Source organism: Pseudomonas trivialis, from assembly GCF_001439805.1.
In the GTDB taxonomy this organism is placed as follows: Bacteria; Pseudomonadota; Gammaproteobacteria; order Pseudomonadales; family Pseudomonadaceae; genus Aquipseudomonas; species Aquipseudomonas trivialis.
This window is the reverse complement of the sequence record NZ_JYLK01000002.1, coordinates 243535-262156: the sequence shown is the minus strand read 5'-3', so window position 1 is coordinate 262156 and position 18622 is coordinate 243535. Positions and strand designations below refer to the sequence as shown.

The window sequence follows — 18622 nt, the reverse complement described above, 5'->3', positions numbered from 1 at the left end:
CCTCAGGCGGCGTTCTTGAGTTTCGGGTCCAGCGCATCGCGCAGGCCGTCGCCCATCAAGTTGATTGCCAGCACGCTGAGCAAAATGGTCAGACCCGGCAGGCTCACGACCCACCAGGCGCGTTCGATGTAGTCACGGGCCGAGGCCAGCATGGTGCCCCACTCAGGCGTTGGCGGTTGTACGCCAAGGCCGAGGAAGCCCAGGGCGGCGGCGTCGAGGATCGCCGAGGAGAAGCTCAGCGTGGCCTGCACGATCAGCGGCGCCATGCAGTTGGGCAGCACGGTGATGAACATCAGGCGCGGCAGGCCGGCACCGGCCAGGCGCGCGGCGGTCACGTAGTCGCGGTTCAGTTCGCCCATCACCGCAGCACGGGTCAGACGCACGTAGGACGGCAGCGAGACGATGGCGATGGCGATCACGGTGTTGATCAGGCCAGGGCCGAGGATCGCGACGATGGCAACGGCCAGCAGCAGTGAAGGCAGGGCCAGCATGATGTCCATCAAACGCATGATGGTCGGGCCAAGCAAACGCGGGAAGAACCCGGCGAACAGGCCCAGCAGAATGCCCGGGATCAGCGACATCACCACCGACGACAAGCCGATCAGCAGCGACAGGCGCGAGCCCTGGATCAGGCGCGAGAGCAGATCGCGGCCCAGCTCGTCGGTGCCGAGCAGAAACTGGATCTGTCCACCTTCGAGCCACGACGGTGGGGTCAGCAGGAAGTCGCGGTATTGCTCGCTGGGGTTATGCGGTGCAACCCACGGGGCGAAGATCGCGCAGAACACGATCAGCAACATGAACGCAAGGCCGGCAACCGCGCCTTTGTTCTTGGAGAAGGCTTGCCAGAATTCTTTGTACGGGGACGGGTACAGCAGGCTTTGATCGACTGCCGACGCTTGTGTAGGTGTGGTCATGGTCATGATCTCAGCGCTGGTGACGGATGCGTGGGTTGGCGAAGCCGTAGAGGATATCCACCACGAAGTTCACCAGGATCACCAGGCAGGCGATCAGCAGGATGCCGTTTTGCACCACCGGGTAGTCCCGCGCGCCAATGGCTTCGATCAGCCATTTGCCGATGCCGGGCCACGAGAAGATGGTTTCGGTCAGGACCGCACCGGCCAGCAGGGTGCCGACTTGCAGGCCGACCACGGTAAGCACCGGAATCAGCGCGTTGCGCAGGCCGTGGACGAACACCACGCGCGCCGGCGACAGGCCCTTGGCCTTGGCGGTACGGATGTAGTCCTCACGCAGCACTTCGAGCATGGACGAACGGGTCATCCGCGCGATCACCGCCAGTGGGATGGTGCCGAGCACGATGGCCGGCAGGATCAGGTGGTGCAGCGCGTCCCAGAACGCGTCCGGCTCGTCAGCCAGCAGCGTGTCGATCAGCATGAAGCCGGTGCGCGGCTCGATGTCGTAGAGCAGGTCGATACGCCCGGACACCGGGGTCCAGCCCAGGCTCACCGAGAAGAACATGATCAGGATCAGGCCCCACCAGAAGATTGGCATCGAATATCCCGCCAGGGAGATGCCCATCACCCCGTGGTCGAACAGGGATCCTCGCTTGAGTGCCGCGATCACCCCGGCCAGAAGGCCCAGGATGCCGGCGAACAACAGGGCGGCCATGGACAGTTCCAGGGTCGCGGGAAAGAGGGCGGTGAACTCGGTCCACACGCTGGTGCGCGTGCGCAGCGATTCGCCAAGGTCGCCCTGGGCGAGCTTGCCGACATAGTCAAGGTATTGCGCATACAGGGGCTTGTTAAGGCCAAGGCGTTCCATTGCCTGTGCGTGCATCTCGGGGTCGACGCGGCGTTCGCCCATCATGACTTCTACGGGGTCGCCGGGGATCATGCGAATCAACGCAAACGTCAGCAACGTGATGCCGAAGAACGTGGGGATCAATAACCCCAGTCGGCGGGCAATAAAACTAAACATCTTGTCGTTTACCTCAATCAGCCGGTTAGGCAGGTTCGGCACCGTCAATGTCGACGGTGCCGAGCGTTTCTCTTATTTACTTCACCTGGGTGGTGGCGAAGTTATTTGTGGTCAGAGGGCTTTGGATATAACCCTCGACGTTCTTACGCATGGCGGTGAACATTTTCGGGTAGGCCATGGGAATCCAGGGTTGATCCTTGTCAAAAACGTCCATGGCTTGTTCATAGAGTGCGGCGCGCTGAGCGGGTTCAGCGATGGCGCGCGCCTTGTCGATCAAGTCCTGAAACTCTTTGTTACACCAGCGGGCGTAGTTTTCGCCGTTTTTCGCTGCATCGCAACTCAAGTTAGGCGTGAGGAAGTTATCCGGGTCACCGTTGTCACCGGCCCAGCCGGCGGAAACCATGTCGTGCTCGCCGTTTTTAGCACGCTTGAGCATTTCGCCCCATTCCATAACTTTGATATTCACCTTCAGGCCAATCTGCGCCAGATCTGCCTGCATGCGCTGGGCGCCGAGCATCGGGTTCGGGTTGGTCGGGCCGCCGCCGTTACGGGTGAACAGGGTGAACTCAGTGCCTTCCGGTACGCCGGCTTCCTTGAGCAGGGCGCGGGCCTTGTCGAGGTCACGCGGCGGGTTTTTCAGCTTGTCGCTGAAGCCCAGCAGGGTCGGCGGGTACGGGCCGGTGGCGTCGACGGCGTTGCCCTTGCCATACAGCGAGGTGTTGTAGCCGGACTTGTCGAACGCAATGTTGATCGCGTGGCGCACCCGTGCGTCGCTCATGTACTTGTGGGTGGTGTTCAGGGCGGTGTAGGCGGTGGTCATTGCCGCCAGTTCAGCGACCTTCAGGTTCGGGTCGTTCTTGATGCTGGGCAGGTCATCGGGCTTGGGATACAGCGCGATCTGGCACTCGTTGGCCTTGAGCTTTTGCAGGCGCACGTTGTTGTCGACCGCAATGGCCAGGATCAACGGGTCGGCTGGAGGCTTGCCGCGAAAGTACTCCGGGTTGGCCTTGAAGCGCACCTGGGCGTCTTTCTGGTAGCGGGTGAAGATGAAAGGTCCGGTGCCGATTGGTTTGCTGTTGAGCTCGTCGGTCTTGCCGGCAGCCAGCAGCTTGTCGGCGTATTCGGCGGAGTGGATGGCGGTGAACGGCATCGCAACATCGGCCAGGAACGGTGCTTCAGGGCGCGTCAGCGTGAAGACCACAGTGTGGTCGTCGGTCTTCTCCACGCTCTTGAGCAGATCCTTAAAGCCCATGCTTTCAAAGTACGGGTAGCCCACGTTGGACTTGTTGTGCCATGGGTGTTTCGAGTCCAGCTGACGCTGGAAGCTCCAAAGCACGTCATCGGCATTCAGATTGCGCGTGGGTTTGAAGTAGTCGGTGGTGTGGAACTTGACGTCGTCGCGCAGATGGAACGTGTAGGTCAGGCCATCCTCACTGATTTCCCAGGACTTGGCGAGCGCGGGCACGATCTCGGTAGTGCCGGGCTTGAAGTCCACCAGGCGGTTGAACATGGTTTCAGCGGCAGCGTCAGCGGTCACGGCGGTGGTGTACAGCACCGGGTCAAAACCTTCCGGGCTGGCTTCGGTGCAGACCACCAGCGGTTTGGCCGAAACGCCGATCGCAACGCTCAACAGCGCAGCAGCAATGGCGGCTTGTAGCGGGAGCATTTTCATTCAGAGCCCTCTGCAATCGATGGGACCAGACAAACGTATACGGCGGGCTCCTGGGAGCCCGCCGTATACCTGGTGCTAATTAAAGGATGTTGAACGGGATGGTGGTGACCAGACGGAATTCACGCAGGTTACCGTCAGACTGGTTTTCGCTGGCGCGGTGAGTCACGTAGGTGGCGCGAACGGTGGTGGCTTTCAGAGGGCCGCTCTGGATGGCGTAGGAGCTGCCAATGCCGTATTCCTGGTGGTGCTCGCCGTCCTGGGACTGGATGCCGTTGTAAGCGAAGTCCTTGACGCCGTTATCGCCGCGGTAGTGAGTACCGTCGATGCCCCAGCCGCGAGCGGTGTAGATGTTGAACTTCAGGCCTGGCACGCCGTATTCGGCCATGTTGATGCCGTAGGCAACCTGGAAGGACTTCTCGTTCGGACCGTTGAAGTCGGAGGTCAGGGAGTTGGCCAGGTAGATGCCATTGGTTTCGTGCAGGTAATCGAAGTACTCGTTACCGTTCACTTGCTGGTACGAGAAGGTCAGGCTGTGGGCCTGGTGGGTCAGGCCCAGCGACAACGAGTAAGTATCGTTGTCGATGTCGCCCATCAATTTTTTGCCTTCATCCACGGTCTTGTAGTAGTTCAGGCCGGTGGTCAGGCTCAGCGTCTGCGCATCACCCAGTTCGTGGGTGGCGCCGAAGTAGTACTGGTTCCAGAAGTCTTTGACGTTGGCAGCGAAGACGCTGGTTTTCAGGCTTTTAAGCGGCTGATAGTTGAAGCCCAGGGTGTAGACCTTGTCGGTCTCAACGCCGCTGCTGCTGTATTCGCTGCGGAATTTCGACAGGCTCTGTTCGGTACGTGGCGAAACGCGGTCAAACATGCCGCCCTGGAACGACAGGTTGCTGAACTCTTCGCTGTTGAAGCTCACACCTTCGAAGCTCGAAGGCAGCGCACGGTTGCCGATGGTGTCCATGATGCCGCTGCTGAAGTTCTGGCGGCCGGCGGTCAAGGTGGTGTTCGACACGCGGAATTTGACGTTGGCCAGGCCCAGTTTGCTCCACTGGCCGACAGCATCACCATATTTGTGCGCCAGCGTGCGGTTGGAGCCGCCAGCGATGTCTTTCTGATCATCGATCAGCGCGATGTAGTTGTAGGCTGCCACTTCGGTGCTGACGCCAACGGTGCCTTGGGTGAAGCCCGAGGTGTAGTTGAGAATGGTGCCCTGAGCCCAGTTGTAGCGGCGCGAAACGTTGGTTTTTGCTTTGGCGGTTTCATCGGCGGCATTTTTGTAATAGCTGAACTTCTGGCCGCGGAACTTCATTTCATTGGAGTACCAGTTACGCGTGGTACCGCCCAGGCTTTGGCCGTCGATAAAGCCCTTGGCTTCGCTTTGGGCACTGGTGCCGGCCAGCGTGGTCGGCACGAAGTCCTGGCTGATCGGGTCAGCGAAAGCGGTTGCCGTGATGCTGCTGATGGCCAGGGCCAGAAGCGCTTTGTTGCTCAGTTTCATGGGTGGAGCTCCTTTGGTTCTCTTTTTTTATGCCGGTCTTTTTAGGTGAACCGGCTATTGGGTGTGTAACTCGTTCAAGCGATTGCAAACGTTTGCTGTAGGAAATTTCCCTACAAAAAGCCGCACGTTTGCGCGAGAGCCCGATTCGCTCTCTGCAATCCGGTTAGTTTCTTATGGGTTGATACTGACGCCCGAGAACACGTTGCGGCCGAAGGGGCTCACTTTGAAACCTTCGACTTTGGCGCTTAACGGCTGGTTGACCGTCGAGTGGGCGACTGGCGTGATCGGCACCTGGCTTTTAAGCAGTTGCTGCGCCTGTTTGTACAGAACAGTCCGTTGTTCGCGGTCGGTCACGACCTTGGCTTGCTTGATCAGTTTGTCGTACGCCGGGTCACACCACATGGAGTAGTTGTTCCCGCCGATGGCGTCGCAGCTGTAGAGCGTGCCCAGCCAGTTGTCCGGATCACCATTGTCACCGGTCCAGCCGATCAGGCTCACATCATGCTCACCGTTCTTGGTGCGCTTGATGTATTCCCCCCACTCGTAGCTGACGATCTTCACTTTCAGGCCGATCCTGGCCCAATCGTTTTGCAGCATTTCGGCCATCAGCTTGGCGTTGGGGTTGTACGGACGTTGCACCGGCATCGCCCACAAGGTGATCTCGGTGCCTTCCTTCACGCCGGCGGCCTTGAGCAATTCCCTGGCTTTTTCCGGGTTGTAGGCGGCGTCCTTGATGCTGTCGTCGTAGGACCACTGCGTCGGCGGCATGGCGTTGACCGCCAGTTGCCCCGCGCCCTGGTACACGGCGTTGAGAATGCTCTGCTTGTTCACCGCCATGTCCAGCGCCTGGCGCACTTCGAGTTGGTCGAACGGCTTGTGGCGCACGTTGTAGGCGATGTAGCCCAGGTTGAAGCCGGGCTTGGTCAGCAACTGCAGGTTCGGATCGGCCTTGAGCGCGTCGACGTCGGCCGGACGTGGGTGCAGGGTGATCTGGCATTCGCCGGCCTTGAGCTTCTGCACACGCACGGACGCATCGGTGTTGATGGCGAAGATCAACTGGTCAAGCTTGACCCGGCTCGGGTCCCAATACTGCTTGTTGGCCACATAACGGATCTGTGAATCCTTCTGGTAGCGCTGGAACACGAACGGCCCGGTGCCAATCGGCTTCTGGTTGATATCGCTGGGCTTGCCGTCCTTCTGCAACTGCTCGGCGTATTCAGCCGACAGGATCGCGGCAAAGCTCATGGCAATGTTCTGTACGAACGCGGCGTCCACCGTGTTCAGGGTCATTACCACGGTGTACGGGCCGGTTTTCTCGACCTTGGCGATGTTTTTGTTCAGGCTCATCCCGTTGAAGTAGGGAAACTCGGTGGGGTAGGCCTTGCGGAACGGGTGTTCGGGGTCAAGCATGCGGTTGAAAGTGAACAGCACGTCGTCGGCATTGAAGTCCCGCGTCGGCTTGAATTCCTTGTTGCTGTGGAACTTCACCCCTTCACGCAGGTGAAAGGTGTAGGTCAGACCGTCTTCGGAAATATCCCACTTGGTCGCCAGGCCCGGCACCACATTGGTCTCACCCTTTTCAAACTCGACCAGACGGTTGTACAGCGGCTCGGCCGCATCGTTGTCGGTGGCGGTGGTGTATTGCGCAGTGTCGAAGCCTGCCGGGCTGCCCTCGGAGCAGAACACCAGGCTCTTCTTGTCGGCGGCCTGGCCCAGCGTGGCCACAGCCAGCAGGCTGGTGCCGAAAATCGCGGATAGAACGGTGGTATGGCGCATGACGATCCCAATCCTTGTTTGTAGTTATCGATCAGCAAGCAATCACACTGGCGTCCTGCCAGGGAGACATTACTGATCCCACACACAGCAAGTGCCTTTCCGAACGTGGCATCTCTGCTGTCGTACGACGTTAGGGGTCGCGGACTTCGCAGTAAATGCGCAAAAACGGATGGACCGTGTAGGCAGTGGATTCACATTTCGCAGTCCGTTGCTGTAGGACGCAGCGGATGCGTATGTAGTCTTTTGCCTACTGTCCAGGCAGAAACAATAACGGCGACGTTATGAAACGTCGCCGCCAGTGCTGTTTACTTGCCGCTTACGCTGACGCCGTAGAAGGAGTTCAAGCCAAACGGGCTGATCTTGAAGTCCTGCACGGTGTTGCGCATGGGTTGATACACCGTCGAGTGCGCGATGGGTGTCATCGGTACTGCATCTTTGAGGATATGTTGCGCCTGCTTGTACAGCTCGGTGCGTTTGGCGACATCCGAGGTAGCCTTGGCTTCTTTTACGATGCCGTCGAATTTCTTGTCACACCACTTGGAGAAGTTGTTGCCGGCCAGGGAATCGCAACCGAACAGCACGTTCAGCCAGTTGTCCGGGTCCCCATTGTCGCCGCTCCAGCCAATGATCATGGCCTGGTTCTCGCCGCCTTTGGAGCGCTTGATGTACTCGCCCCACTCGTAGCTGACGATGTTGACCTTCAGGCCGATCTGTTTCCAGTCGTTCTGCAGCATCTCGGCCATCAGCTTGGCGTTGGGGTTGTACGGCCGTTGTACGGGCATGGCCCACAGGGTGATCTCGGTGCCTTCCTTGACGCCGGCCTGCTTGAGCAATTCCTTGGCCTTGGCCGGGTCGTATTTGGTGTCCTTGATGGTGGTGTCGTAGGACCACTGGGTCGGCGGCATGGCGTTGACGGCCAACTGGCCGGCGCCCTGGTACACGGAGTCGATGATCTGCTGCTTGTTCACCGACATGTCCAGTGCTTCACGTACGCGCAGGTCGGACAGCGGGTTGGCCGCGGTCTGGCCCTTGAGTACCGGCATGACGTTGTAGGCGATGTAGCCCAGGTTGAAACCGGCCTGGTGCGGCAATTTCAGGTCCTTGTCCTCGCCCAGCGCCTTGAGGTCGGCCGGACGCGGGAACAGGGTGATCTGGCATTCGTTTTTCTTGAGTTTCTGGATACGCACCGACGGGTCGGTGGTGATGGCGAAGATCAGGTTGTCGATCTTCACGTCATCCGGTTTCCAGTAGTCCTTGTTGCCGGTGTAGCGGATGTTCGAATCTTTCTGGTAGCTCTTGAACACGAACGGGCCGGTACCGATTGGCTTCTGGTTGATGTCGGCAGGCTTGCCTTCCTTCAACAGTTGCGCAGCGTATTCGGCGGACTGGATCGAGGCGAAGCTCATGGCCAGGTTCTGGATGAACGCGGCGTCCACGGTGCCAAGGGTGAACTTGACGGTGTGGTCGTCGACCTTCTCGATGTTCTTGATGTTGGTGTCCATCCCCATGTCCGTGAAGTACGGGAACTCGGTGGGGTAGGCCTTACGGAAAGGATCGTCTTTATTGATCATCCGGTTGAAGGTGAACAGTACGTCGTCAGCCGAGAATTCACGAGTCGGCTTGAAGTACGGGGTGGTGTGGAACTTGACGCCTTCGCGCAGGTGGAAGGTGTACGTCAGGCCATCCGGGGACACGTCCCAGCTGGTGGCCAGGCCAGGAACCACGGCGGTGCCGCCACGTTCGAACTGGCTCAGACGGTTGAACATGGTTTCGGCCGAAGCATCGAAGTCTGTTCCGGTGGTGTACTGGCCTGGATCGAAACCGGCCGGGCTCCCTTCGGAGCAGAACACCAGGTTAGTTGCCGCAAGGGCTGCAGGGGCGGCGGCCATTAGGCCCGCGCTCACTAATAACGGAAGGACTGCGTGTTTGAGCATGTTGGCCTCATGATTTGTTGTCATTTTTGGTGGTGAGGGCGACCTCGTGAGTCGGCCTGCGGATACTTATGCAGGCGCCATACCCATTGCAAGACGCTGAACCGCTGCAAGGCTCAAAGTGTGGTACGAACGTACAGGAATGTCGCATTTATGAAAGTTTTGACATAAATGCATATATTTAGAGCGTTTTTTCGGTGCATCGGGCGCACCAGAAACGCCCGGCCGAGGCGTTTGGCGCACCCGGTTGGGGCGGTTGTGTTACTTCTCCAGACTCACGCCATAGAACGGTGTCAGCCCAAACGGACTGATCTTGAAGTCCTGCACCTCCTTGCGCAGTGGCTGGAAAACCGTCGAGTTCGCAATAGGCGTTATAGGCACTTGTTCCTTAAGGATTTTCTGCGCCTGCTGATACCACTTGATGCGCTGTTCGCGGTTGTTGCTGACTTTGGCCTGCTGCACCAGCGTGTCGTAGGCCGGGTTACACCATTTGGCGTAGTTGCTGCCCTTGACGGCGGCACAACTGTAGAGCACGCCCAGCCAGTTATCCGGGTCGCCATTGTCGCCGGTCCAGCCATAGATCATGGCGTCGTGTTCGCCATTTTTGGCGCGCTTGATGTATTCGCCCCACTCATAGCTGACGATATTGGCCTTGATGCCGACCTTGGCCCAGTCCTGCTGAATCATCTGCGCGGACATGCGCGCGTTCGGGTTGGATGCACGCTGAACGGTCATTGCCCACAGGTTGATCGTGGTGCCTGGGGAGATACCTGCTTCTTTGAGTAGCGCCTTGGCCCTGGTCGGATCGTAGGGGGCGTCCTTGATCTTCGGGTCATAGGACCACTGCGCCGGTGGCAGGGCGTTCTGCGCCAATTGTCCGGCGCCCTGGTAAACAGCCTTGATGATCGCCGGCTTGTCGATGGCCATGTCCAGCGCCTGGCGCACCTTGAGCTGATCCAGGGGTGGGTGGGTCACGTTGTAGGCCAGGAAGCCCAGGTTGAAACCGGCCTGCTGCAACACGCGCAGGTTCGGGTCCTGCTTGATCACTTCAATGTCCTGTGGGCGCGGGTAACCGCTGACCTGGCATTCACCGGCCTTGAGCTTTTGCAGGCGCGCGGCCGCATCCGGGGTGATCGCGAATACCAGGTTGTCGAGCTTCACATCCTCGGGCTTCCAATACTCTTTATTGGCTGCGTAGCGAATCTGCGAATCCTTCTGGTAGCGCTTGAACACAAACGGCCCGGTGCCGACCGGCTTCTGGTTGATGTCTTCGGCCTTGCCTTGCTTGAGCAATTGCGCGGCGTATTCGGCGGACTGGATCGAGGCGAAGCTCATGGCCAGGTTCTGCACGAACGAGGCGTCGACGTTGTTGAGGTTGAAGCGCACGGTGTGGTCGTCGACTTTCTCGACGCTTTTGATCGTGGTGTTCAAACCCATGTCGGTGAAGTAAGGCGACTCGGACGGGTAGGCCTTGCGAAACGGACTGTCGGCGTCGAGCAGACGATTGAAGGTGAACAGCACGTCGTCCGCATTGAAGTCGCGGGTAGGCGTGAAGAACTCGGTGGTGTGGAACTTGACGCCATCGCGCAGATGGAAGGTGTAGGCCAGGCCGTCTTTGGAGATATCCCAGTTGGTTGAAAGGCCGGGTTCTACTTCGGTGCCGCCGCGCTTGAACTGAGTCAGGCGGTTGAACACGGTTTCGGCCGAGGCGTCGAAGTCGGTGCCGCTGGTGTACTGGCTGGGGTCAAAACCGGCGGGGCTGGCTTCGGAGCAATAAACCAGGGTGGTGGCCGCCTGGGCCATCGGCATAAAGGCGAGCAGGCCTGCGGCGAGAAGCAGTGGTTTGATGACGATTCTTTCCATGGAGACCCCTTGGATGGCAGGCATATAAAAGCTGCGTGAACGAGAACGGCGGTCACCGAGGTTACCGCCGTTTAGATACGTCAGGTAGGGGTTAAATTGAAGCACCGTGTCAAGGGGTGGCAGGGAATGTGACGGGTTTATAGCTGAACGCCCACCATTTGAACGGGTTCCAATAAGGATTACGCTTATTGGCTTTGAATTTTGATATTTTCGCCATTTCGTCGAAAACGCGTTGTTCCGCCGCCAAACTGAGCTGACTTTTGATGGCTGGAGTGAGGTTGGTGCCCGTCCGCGTCATATGATCAGCATAAAGATTATAGACTTTGTCAATCCCTGCTTTAATGGTTTCCGGTGCAATGTTGGCGCTGAGAGTGCCATTGTAGCCCTTGACCGGGCGCCCAATCAGTTTCTGGAATTCACTGGCAAACGACGCCTCGCCGCCGCTGGCGGAGTCACATGATAGAAGGCGTACATTATCAAAGTTTTCAGGATGAATCCCTTCGCTGTGGAGGGTATTGAGCAACTCTTGTGGGGTATTGAGTTTGCGGTTGTACGCGACTTTCGATATGCCGGCAGCAGGATCGAGTCTGCCGTGCACAAGTATGTTCAAGCGGTCGACTGTGCCTTTCTTGTTCCGGTCTACAAAGGTGTAAAGCTTGTCGTCGAGTTTGCTTAGTTTCTCTATCTCTCCGTTGAGGATAACGGAGTTCTCGGGCGTCGAAAGCAGCTCTTCAAGGGGAGGCAAGTTTACGCTGGTCTTCAAGTCTGAAATCGGTATATCTCCAACTGTGAGCGAAGAGGATGGGGATATTTTTCCAATGGTTGTTGAGGATTTTTCAGGCTTTCCCGACAACCCTGCCCAATCGATGTCGTTTGTCGACTCGATAGAGCGTCCCTTGAAGGGGTCTTCCGCCTCACCGCTGAAGCCGCCCGCGGCAAACAAGACGTTGAGCAATCCATCGAAGGCCCTGGACCCTCCCTGCCGGCGTTCTGCCTCAGTGTCGCCGGAGGACGCTTTCTCCGCCCCCAGCGAAAGCTCGGTTAAACCGGCGGCCACCGCCGCCGCCGCAAGCGGCGCGGCAAGCGGAGCCAGTTTGCCCAGCAGGCTCGCGGCGACGGTGATGTCATTCAACCACGTGTCTCGAATAACCTCGCCGTTGGACTTGATGACAACATCCGCATCGTTGGTCATACGCTCTTTGGCCGCCGTGGCCAGGTTAGAAAATACGTCCCCTTCGATTTTCGTTTGGTTGCTGTCAACCACTGGGCCCTTTACATCACCTGCTGCCAATTTATCTGCAAGAGTCTCAAGACCTTCTTTCTTTTCAGCAATGGGGGCGAACCACAGTGTGGGTACAAGAACTTTTGCGGCTTGCGCAAGAAAGCCGGCGTCCTGTTCCTGTCGATAGGCCAGTGGAAAGTGAGCCAGCAATGCTTCCCTCTTCGCTGGATTCTTGAGCTGGTCAACCGCCCACTGATTCACTTTTTCATCGGAATCGAACGTTAGGTATGCCGGATTATTCCCAGGCACGCTGATTACTCGACGATCACTGGCCGGATCGCTGAAAACCAGAATGTCGCTGGATGCCAAGCCTGTGATTGAAAGCGGGCGTACCTGCGCCGTGCCACTGAGCGGTGCTTTGGCCTTGAGCTGTTCAATACTGACTGACCTGAATTCATCAAGTGTCAGATTTGAGGCGGCGCTCATTACCAGACGGTAGTCGTTGCGGGTGAACTGATGTTCGGGGGGCAGTAACGCTCGTTCGGCAGGCGACCTGGCCTGAGCGGCCTTCAACTGTTTGCGCGCCTGGTACACGAATTCACCTTTGATGACGGTCTCGTAGTTCTCGGTGTGCGTGTTCCAGAAGTTGTTGATTTTCTCGGTCATCTTGGACTGAAAGTTTGTTTTCCAGCTGGAGTGCATAAGATCCGAAGGCGCCAGGGGGAACTGGTTGTGCGCACCATAGCCACCTTTCTGGCTTTTTCCAGGGCCGTCGATATACAGGCCTGCTTCAAGATCCAGGTTGCCCGGGACGCCATCATGCTCTGAGAAGTTTTTCAGCAGCGCATCCGGCAGACGCAACGAGGAACGGGGTTCCTCAGACAAGTGTTCCCAGCCTGTCGCGCTGGTCGCGCTTTGTGAATTGACGAAACGGTTCAGATAGAGGGTGTCGGCATCCACCTTTTGGCCGGTCAGCTTGAAGATCAGATCTTCAGCCCATTTTTTTGCCTCGGCCCTTACATCAGGCAGGGCTTGGGCGACATCGACGGCCAGGCGCCTATACGCCAGCATCTCGGGCGCAGCGCTGTAAAACCGGTGAGCGTTGGTTTTTTGCAATGCCAGTGCTTGTGCTGAGCGGCCGCTGGCGGGGCGTACGTGATCGTTGTCCTGAAGAGTGTCGAACGCTTTCTGGTCGTCCAGCCGCCGGATCTGCGCTCTGGCCTCAGCCAGGGTCTGCGGCAGCGGGACGCCCTGGAAATTGGCAACCACGTCTGCGCTGACGGCTATCTGGTCATCGTGAAAGCGTACTTGTAGCTGGTCGAGGTTGGCGGGTGCGATCACGTTGGCTGCGGCCAGTAGCGGGCCGCTTATCAGCCCCCAGCCAGTCTCCTCCATGCGCGAGAAAGTTTTCTTTTTTCCATCGACCACGGCGGTCAAGTCGCCCGTGCGGGGGTTGAGTTGCAGCGGGAATCTTTGGTCAATGTTTTGCTCATGGAACCAGCCTTGCAGCACTGGGTGCTCCAATTGCGCTCGATACAGGTCGAGCCACTGGCCCAACTGGCTTTGCACAGGAACATTCACAAGCGAGGGCTGGTTGCGCAAAATTTTGTTTTGCACCGCTTCAATGTAAGCGTCAAGCAGTTCTACCTCGGCAGGGGAGGCCGTTGCAGCCGTTGCTGCTGGAAGCGGTTGTGACGTGGAAGCGGTGGGAGTGGTCGCCGATTTGGTAAATGAGCCGGCACTGTCGAACGACGGAAATAGGGTGGGATAATTCAGGCTTGTCTGCATAAGCAAGTGCTCGTCAAGTAAATAGAGGCCAACTCAGCACTCCCTGTTAGCTGCGGCACTCTGTGTGTAACGATCACTGCAAAGAAAATTCCACGCGAAATGCGACCGCATATGACAAGACTGGTAGAAAAACTGAAGCAAAAAAAGGCGCATGCCTACAAAGGCTGCGCCGGCTTTCCATGACGAGTAGCGGTTATTGCAGGACTTCAATCACCCCATCGGCGCTCATATTGACTTGGCTGGTACCCGCCTCCACCTCGGGTGTGGGCGCTGAATCGGCCATGGCCGCCTTCATCATCATTGCGCCACGGGCATAGGGCATCGGGTAGCCGTTGGTGTTGAAGTTGAGGTTGACGATCTTGTAGCCCTTGCCGCCCAAGGCATCGGTCGCCAGTTGCGCACGGGCCTTGAACGCGGTCACCGCATCCTTGAGCAACGCGTCTTCGCTGGCCTTGCGCGTGGTGTCGGCGATGGCGAAGTCCATGTTCTGCATTTTCAGGGTGTTCAGCAGCTCGCCGGTGAGCTTGGACAGCGCCGGGAAGTCCGCGCTTTCCAGGCGCAATTCGGCGCGTTCGCGCCAGCCGGTGATCTTCTGGTTCTTGTCGTCGTAGATCGGGTAGCTGTTGCGGCTGCCCTGGCGCAGGGTCACGGCCTTGACTTCGCGGGCCTGGCCGAGCGCCGTGTTCATGGTGTTGGTGATTTCGGCGGCAAGCTTGGCCGGATCGCTGTTCTGCGATTCGGTGTAGAGGGTGACGATCATCTTGTCGCGGGCGACTTCCTGGCTGACTTCGGCGCGCAGGGAAATCTGGTTGTAATGCAGTTCGTCGGCGGCCAGCGCCGGCAGGCTGGCCAGGGTGCTGGCGCCGAGGGTGAGCAGGGCTGCGCTGCGAGTGAAACGAGACATGGAAGCTCCTTGGGACAGTGGTGTTGGGTATGACTGTAGACGTTGGTGTCGGGTTCTTCGGGTTTACACATTACCTACATGCGGCGCATGCCGACGAACGGCGGTCTGTGCGGCCTGCGTCAAAGAGCCACACGCGCCATGTCTGCGCTGCTGCTTCGTTTATACTCCTGCCGATCCGCCTGCAGCGCTCATCGGGAGAGCCCATGCTCGCCGCCGTAAAACTGACCTCCGCCACCCGCCAGAACCTCTGGCGTCTGACGTTTATCCGCACCCTGGTATTGGCCGCACAGGCCGGTTCGGTCGGGCTCGCCTACTGGTTCGACCTGCTGCCGCTGCCCTGGCTGCCGCTGGGCGTGACGCTGGGGTTCTCCACGGTGTTGTGCGTGTTTACCGTGATCCGGTTACGCACCACCTGGCCGGTCACCGAGTTGGAGTATGCGCTGCAGTTGGCCTGTGACCTGTTTATCCACAGTGTGTTGCTTTATTTCTCCGGCGGTTCCACCAACCCGTTCGTTTCCTTTTACCTGGTGCCGCTGACCATCGCCGCCGTGACCTTGCCATGGCGCTATTCGGTGGTGCTGTCGGGGATCGCACTGACCCTTTACACGCTGCTGCTGGCCCAGTTCTATCCGTTGCAAACCTTCCCCATTGCGCGGGAAAACCTGCAGATCTATGGGATGTGGCTGAGCTTTGCGCTGTCGGCGGCGGTCATCACTTTTTTTGCCGCACGCATGGCCGAAGAGCTGCGCCGCCAGGAAGAACTGCGCGCCATTCGCCGTGAAGAGGGGCTGCGCGACCAGCAATTGCTGGCCGTTGCCACTCAGGCCGCCGGCGCGGCCCATGAACTGGGTACGCCGCTGGCGACCATGAGCGTATTGCTCAAGGAAATGACCCAGGACCATCATGACCCGGCCTTGCAGGAGGACCTCGGCGTGCTGCAGGAACAGGTCAAGCAGTGCAAGCTGACCTTGCAGCAACTGGTGCGCGCCGCCGAAGCCAACCGCCGCCTGGCGGTGCAGATGCAGGACGTGACCCAGTGGATCGATGAGGCGCTGAACCGCTGGCACCTGATGCGCCCCGAAGCCAGCTACCGGTTCACCCTGCTGGGCCAGGGCAGCGTGCCGCGCATGGCGCCGCCCCCTGACCTGACCCAGGCGCTGCTCAACCTGTTGAACAATGCCGCCGATGCCTGCCCTGAAGGCCTGGGCGTACAGTTGGACTGGGACGCCGAACACGTCACCATCAGCATCCGTGACCACGGCGCCGGCGTGCCGCTGGCCATTGCCGAGCAGATCGGCAAACCCTTCTTTACCACCAAGGGCAAAGGCTTTGGCCTCGGCCTGTTTTTGAGCAAGGCCAGCGTGACCCGCGCGGGCGGCTCAGTGAAACTCTACAGTCATGAGGAAGGTGGCACGCTCACCGAGCTGCGCCTGCCCCGTGCCGCACGAGGAGATAGCGATGAGTGACGAGATCCAGGTCGAAGGCGAAGAGCTGCCGCACCTGTTGCTGGTGGATGACGACGCCACCTTTACCCGCGTGATGGCGCGCGCCATGAGCCGTCGCGGCTTTCGCGTGAGCACCGCCGGCTCCGCCGAAGAAGGTTTGAGCATCGCCCAGGCCGACCTGCCGGACTACGCCGCGCTTGACCTGAAAATGGACGGCGATTCGGGCCTGGTGCTGTTGCCCAAGCTGCTGGAACTGGACCCGGAAATGCGCGTGGTGATCCTCACCGGATATTCGAGCATCGCCACCGCCGTCGAAGCCATCAAGCGCGGCGCCTGCAACTACCTGTGCAAGCCCGCCGACGCCGACGACGTGCTGGCCGCGCTGCTCTCCGAGCACGCCGACCTCGACACTCTGGTGCCGGAAAACCCGATGTCGGTGGACCGCCTGCAATGGGAGCACATCCAGCGCGTGCTGACCGAACACGAAGGCAATATCTCGGCCACCGCCCGCGCCCTCGGCATGCACCGCCGCACCTTGCAACGCAAGCTGCAAAAGCGTCCGGTGCGCCGCTGAACCTAAGCTGAACGACCCGTCTCAGGCCGCACGGAGCCCTGAACCGATCCCTTATGATCGGTTCAAACGCCTGCCATTTTTCCTACAGAGCCTGAACGATGAACCAGAACGCAGAGTATTCCGCGGTCAATGACGCCGTGCATGGGCAATTCTTCCGTCGAACCTGGGCGATGATCACGCCGTACTGGCGCAGTGAGGAGAAGGGCAGGGCCTGGTTGCTGCTGGCGGCAGTGATTGCGCTGTCACTGTTCAGCGTGGCGATCTCCGTGTGGATCAACCACTGGTACAAGGATTTCTACAACGCACTGGAGAAGAAGGACACCGCCGCGTTCTGGCAACTGATCGGCTATTTTTGCGGGATCGCGACAGTGGCCATCCTTGGGGCGGTCTACCGCTTGTACCTGACGCAGATGCTGACCATCCGCTGGCGCGCCTGGCTGACCGAAAAACACTTCGCGCGCTGGCTGGCCCACAAGAATTATTACCAGTTGGAGCAGGGCGGTTACACCGACAACCCCGACCAGCGGATTTCCGAAGACCTCAACAGTTTCACCACCAACACCCTGGGCCTCGGCCTGGGGCTGCTGCGCAACGTCGTCAGCCTGGTGTCGTTCTCCGTGATCCTGTGGGGCGTGTCGGGCAGCATCGAAGTGTTCGGCATCACCATTCCGGGTTACATGTTCTGGTGTGCACTGGTGTATGCCGGGGTCGGCAGTTGGCTGACCCATCTGATCGGGCGTCGCCTGATCGGCTTGAGCAACCAGCAGCAACGCTTCGAGGCTGACCTGCGTTTCTCCATGGTGCGGGTGCGCGAGAATGCCGAGAGCATCGCCCTGTACAACGGCGAACCCAACGAGAACGAGCGCCTGAAGACGCGTTTCGGCCGTGTGTGGCACAACTACTGGGACATCATGAAAGTGTCCAAGCGCCTGACCTTTTTCACCGCCGGTTACGAGCAAATCGCTATCGTGTTCGCGTTTATCGTGGCGGCCCCGCGTTACTTCGCCGGCAAGATCGAGCTGGGCGAGCTGATGCAGATCAACTCGGCGTTCGGCAACGTGCAGGGCAACTTCAGCTGGTTTATCAGTGCCTATACCGACCTTGCCGCCTGGCGCGCCACCAGTGACCGTTTGTTGAGCTTCCAGCAAGCCATGACGGAAAACGAGCAGCGTCCGGCCGCTATCGAGGTGAATGCCGACGGCGACCGCCTGATGGTGCAAGGCCTGGGCATGAACCTGGCGGATGGCCGTCACTTGCTCACCGATGCGAACATGATTGTCGAGCCGGGCCAGCGCCTGATGCTCAGCGGTCGCTCCGGCAGCGGCAAGAGCACCCTGCTGCGTGCCATGGGCCGCTTGTGGCCGGCGGGGCACGGCAGCATCCGCCTGCCGGCGGCACGTTATCTGTTCCTGCCGCAAAAGCCTTACCTGCCGATCGGCACGTTGAAGGCGGTGTTGAGTTATCCACAGGACGACAGCGCCTACACGGCCGAACGTTATGCACAGGTGCTGGAAACCTGCCGCCTGCCGCAACTGGTTGCGCGCCTGGACGAGGCCAACCACTGGCAGCGCATGCTTTCGCCCGGCGAGCAGCAGCGTCTGGCCTTTGCCCGCGCCTTGTTGTTCGCGCCGCAGTGGCTGTACATGGACGAGGCGACGTCGGCCATGGATGAGGAGGATGAGGCCAGCCTGTATCAAGCCTTGATCGATGAGCTGCCGGGGCTGAGCATCGTCAGCGTCGGCCATCGCAGCAGCCTCAAGCGCTTCCATGGGCGGCATGTGCGGATTGAGGGTGGCTGGTTGCAGGAGCAATCCGTTTCCTGAACCCTGGATGCGGTCAGTGTGGGAGGGGGCTTGCTCTCGATAGCGGTGTGTCAGTTACAGGTGAGCTGACTGATGCATTGCTATCGGGAGCAAGCCCCCTCCCACATTTGATGTTTGTTGTTTTGGAGACGTGAGTCTCAAACAAAAAGCCCGGCTGATCATCGATCAGCCGGGCTTTTTGTCGTGCCTGAAAA

12 protein-coding genes are annotated in these 18622 nt (G+C 59.2%); 3 read left to right on the top strand and 9 right to left on the bottom strand.

Features of this window, described 5'->3' with window-relative positions; translation table 11 throughout:
• Positions 1 to 2: 2 nt before the first annotated feature.
• The 9 genes from TU79_RS04570 to TU79_RS04530 all read right to left on the bottom strand — a co-directional run bounded on the left by TU79_RS04570 (position 3) and on the right by TU79_RS04530 (position 14586).
• Positions 3 to 914 carry an ABC transporter permease subunit gene (locus TU79_RS04570; protein WP_004372295.1) on the bottom strand — a complete coding sequence of 304 codons (912 nt, stop codon included), beginning with the start codon at positions 912 to 914 and terminating at the stop codon, positions 3 to 5.
• Between the two features lie 10 nt (positions 915 to 924).
• Positions 925 to 1935 carry an ABC transporter permease subunit gene (locus TU79_RS04565; RefSeq protein WP_003171721.1) on the bottom strand — a complete coding sequence of 337 codons (1011 nt, stop codon included), beginning with the start codon at positions 1933 to 1935 and terminating at the stop codon, positions 925 to 927.
• A gap of 76 nt (positions 1936 to 2011) precedes the next feature.
• Positions 2012 to 3607 carry an ABC transporter substrate-binding protein gene (locus TU79_RS04560; protein ID WP_057006912.1) on the bottom strand — a complete coding sequence of 532 codons (1596 nt, stop codon included), beginning with the start codon at positions 3605 to 3607 and terminating at the stop codon, positions 2012 to 2014.
• Positions 3608 to 3686: 79 nt separating this feature from the next.
• Positions 3687 to 5102: an OprD family outer membrane porin gene (locus TU79_RS04555; RefSeq protein ID WP_057006911.1), complete on the bottom strand. Its 1416-nt coding sequence runs from the start codon at positions 5100 to 5102 to the stop codon at positions 3687 to 3689.
• Positions 5103 to 5273: 171 nt separating this feature from the next.
• Complete coding sequence (locus TU79_RS04550; protein WP_057006910.1) at positions 5274 to 6878, bottom strand: ABC transporter substrate-binding protein; 1605 nt, start codon at positions 6876 to 6878, stop codon at positions 5274 to 5276.
• Positions 6879 to 7183: 305 nt separating this feature from the next.
• Positions 7184 to 8812 (bottom strand): ABC transporter substrate-binding protein, encoded by a 1629-nt coding sequence (locus TU79_RS04545; RefSeq protein WP_057006909.1) that lies wholly within the window; start codon positions 8810 to 8812, stop codon positions 7184 to 7186.
• Positions 8813 to 9070: 258 nt separating this feature from the next.
• Entirely contained in the window at positions 9071 to 10672 is a 1602-nt protein-coding gene (locus TU79_RS04540; RefSeq protein WP_057006908.1) for an ABC transporter substrate-binding protein, read from the bottom strand.
• Between the two features lie 109 nt (positions 10673 to 10781).
• The gene (locus tag TU79_RS04535) at positions 10782 to 13682 is read right to left on the bottom strand and encodes a dermonecrotic toxin domain-containing protein (RefSeq protein ID WP_057006907.1); all 2901 of its coding nucleotides are present in this window, start codon (positions 13680 to 13682) and stop codon (positions 10782 to 10784) included.
• 193 nt (positions 13683 to 13875) lie between these two features.
• The gene (locus tag TU79_RS04530; RefSeq protein WP_057006906.1) at positions 13876 to 14586 is read right to left on the bottom strand and encodes an SIMPL domain-containing protein; all 711 of its coding nucleotides are present in this window, start codon (positions 14584 to 14586) and stop codon (positions 13876 to 13878) included.
• A 203-nt stretch (positions 14587 to 14789) separates the two neighbouring features.
• Here TU79_RS04530 and TU79_RS04525 point away from each other — a divergent pair, with 203 nt between their 5' ends.
• The 3 genes from TU79_RS04525 (at position 14790) to TU79_RS04515 (ending at position 18428) form a co-directional block, all read left to right on the top strand.
• On the top strand, positions 14790 to 16052 hold the full coding sequence (locus TU79_RS04525; RefSeq protein ID WP_057006905.1) for an ATP-binding protein: 1263 nt from the start codon (positions 14790 to 14792) through the stop codon (positions 16050 to 16052).
• A complete protein-coding gene (locus tag TU79_RS04520) occupies positions 16045 to 16605 on the top strand; it encodes a response regulator transcription factor (RefSeq protein WP_004372278.1) in 561 nt (186 codons plus the stop codon). The genes TU79_RS04525 and TU79_RS04520 overlap by 8 nt, the downstream gene beginning before the upstream one ends.
• 98 nt (positions 16606 to 16703) lie before the next feature.
• Positions 16704 to 18428: an ABC transporter ATP-binding protein/permease gene (locus TU79_RS04515; protein ID WP_057006904.1), complete on the top strand. Its 1725-nt coding sequence runs from the start codon at positions 16704 to 16706 to the stop codon at positions 18426 to 18428.
• Positions 18429 to 18622: the final 194 nt, after the last annotated feature.

What these genes read in the sequence shown, in the direction of transcription:
- TU79_RS04520 (WP_004372278.1), top strand. Translation starts at nt 16,045, where the DNA reads ATGAGTGACGAGATCCAGGTCGAAGGCGAAGAGCTGCCGCACCTGTTG.
- TU79_RS04565 (WP_003171721.1), bottom strand. Translation starts at nt 1,935, where the DNA reads ATGTTTAGTTTTATTGCCCGCCGACTGGGGTTATTGATCCCCACGTTC.
- TU79_RS04555 (WP_057006911.1), bottom strand. Translation starts at nt 5,102, where the DNA reads ATGAAACTGAGCAACAAAGCGCTTCTGGCCCTGGCCATCAGCAGCATC.
- TU79_RS04545 (WP_057006909.1), bottom strand. Translation starts at nt 8,812, where the DNA reads ATGCTCAAACACGCAGTCCTTCCGTTATTAGTGAGCGCGGGCCTAATG.
- TU79_RS04560 (WP_057006912.1), bottom strand. Translation starts at nt 3,607, where the DNA reads ATGAAAATGCTCCCGCTACAAGCCGCCATTGCTGCTGCGCTGTTGAGC.
- TU79_RS04550 (WP_057006910.1), bottom strand. Translation starts at nt 6,878, where the DNA reads ATGCGCCATACCACCGTTCTATCCGCGATTTTCGGCACCAGCCTGCTG.
- TU79_RS04535 (WP_057006907.1), bottom strand. Translation starts at nt 13,682, where the DNA reads ATGCAGACAAGCCTGAATTATCCCACCCTATTTCCGTCGTTCGACAGT.
- TU79_RS04515 (WP_057006904.1), top strand. Translation starts at nt 16,704, where the DNA reads ATGAACCAGAACGCAGAGTATTCCGCGGTCAATGACGCCGTGCATGGG.
- TU79_RS04525 (WP_057006905.1), top strand. Translation starts at nt 14,790, where the DNA reads ATGCTCGCCGCCGTAAAACTGACCTCCGCCACCCGCCAGAACCTCTGG.
- TU79_RS04540 (WP_057006908.1), bottom strand. Translation starts at nt 10,672, where the DNA reads ATGGAAAGAATCGTCATCAAACCACTGCTTCTCGCCGCAGGCCTGCTC.
- TU79_RS04570 (WP_004372295.1), bottom strand. Translation starts at nt 914, where the DNA reads ATGACCACACCTACACAAGCGTCGGCAGTCGATCAAAGCCTGCTGTAC.
- TU79_RS04530 (WP_057006906.1), bottom strand. Translation starts at nt 14,586, where the DNA reads ATGTCTCGTTTCACTCGCAGCGCAGCCCTGCTCACCCTCGGCGCCAGC.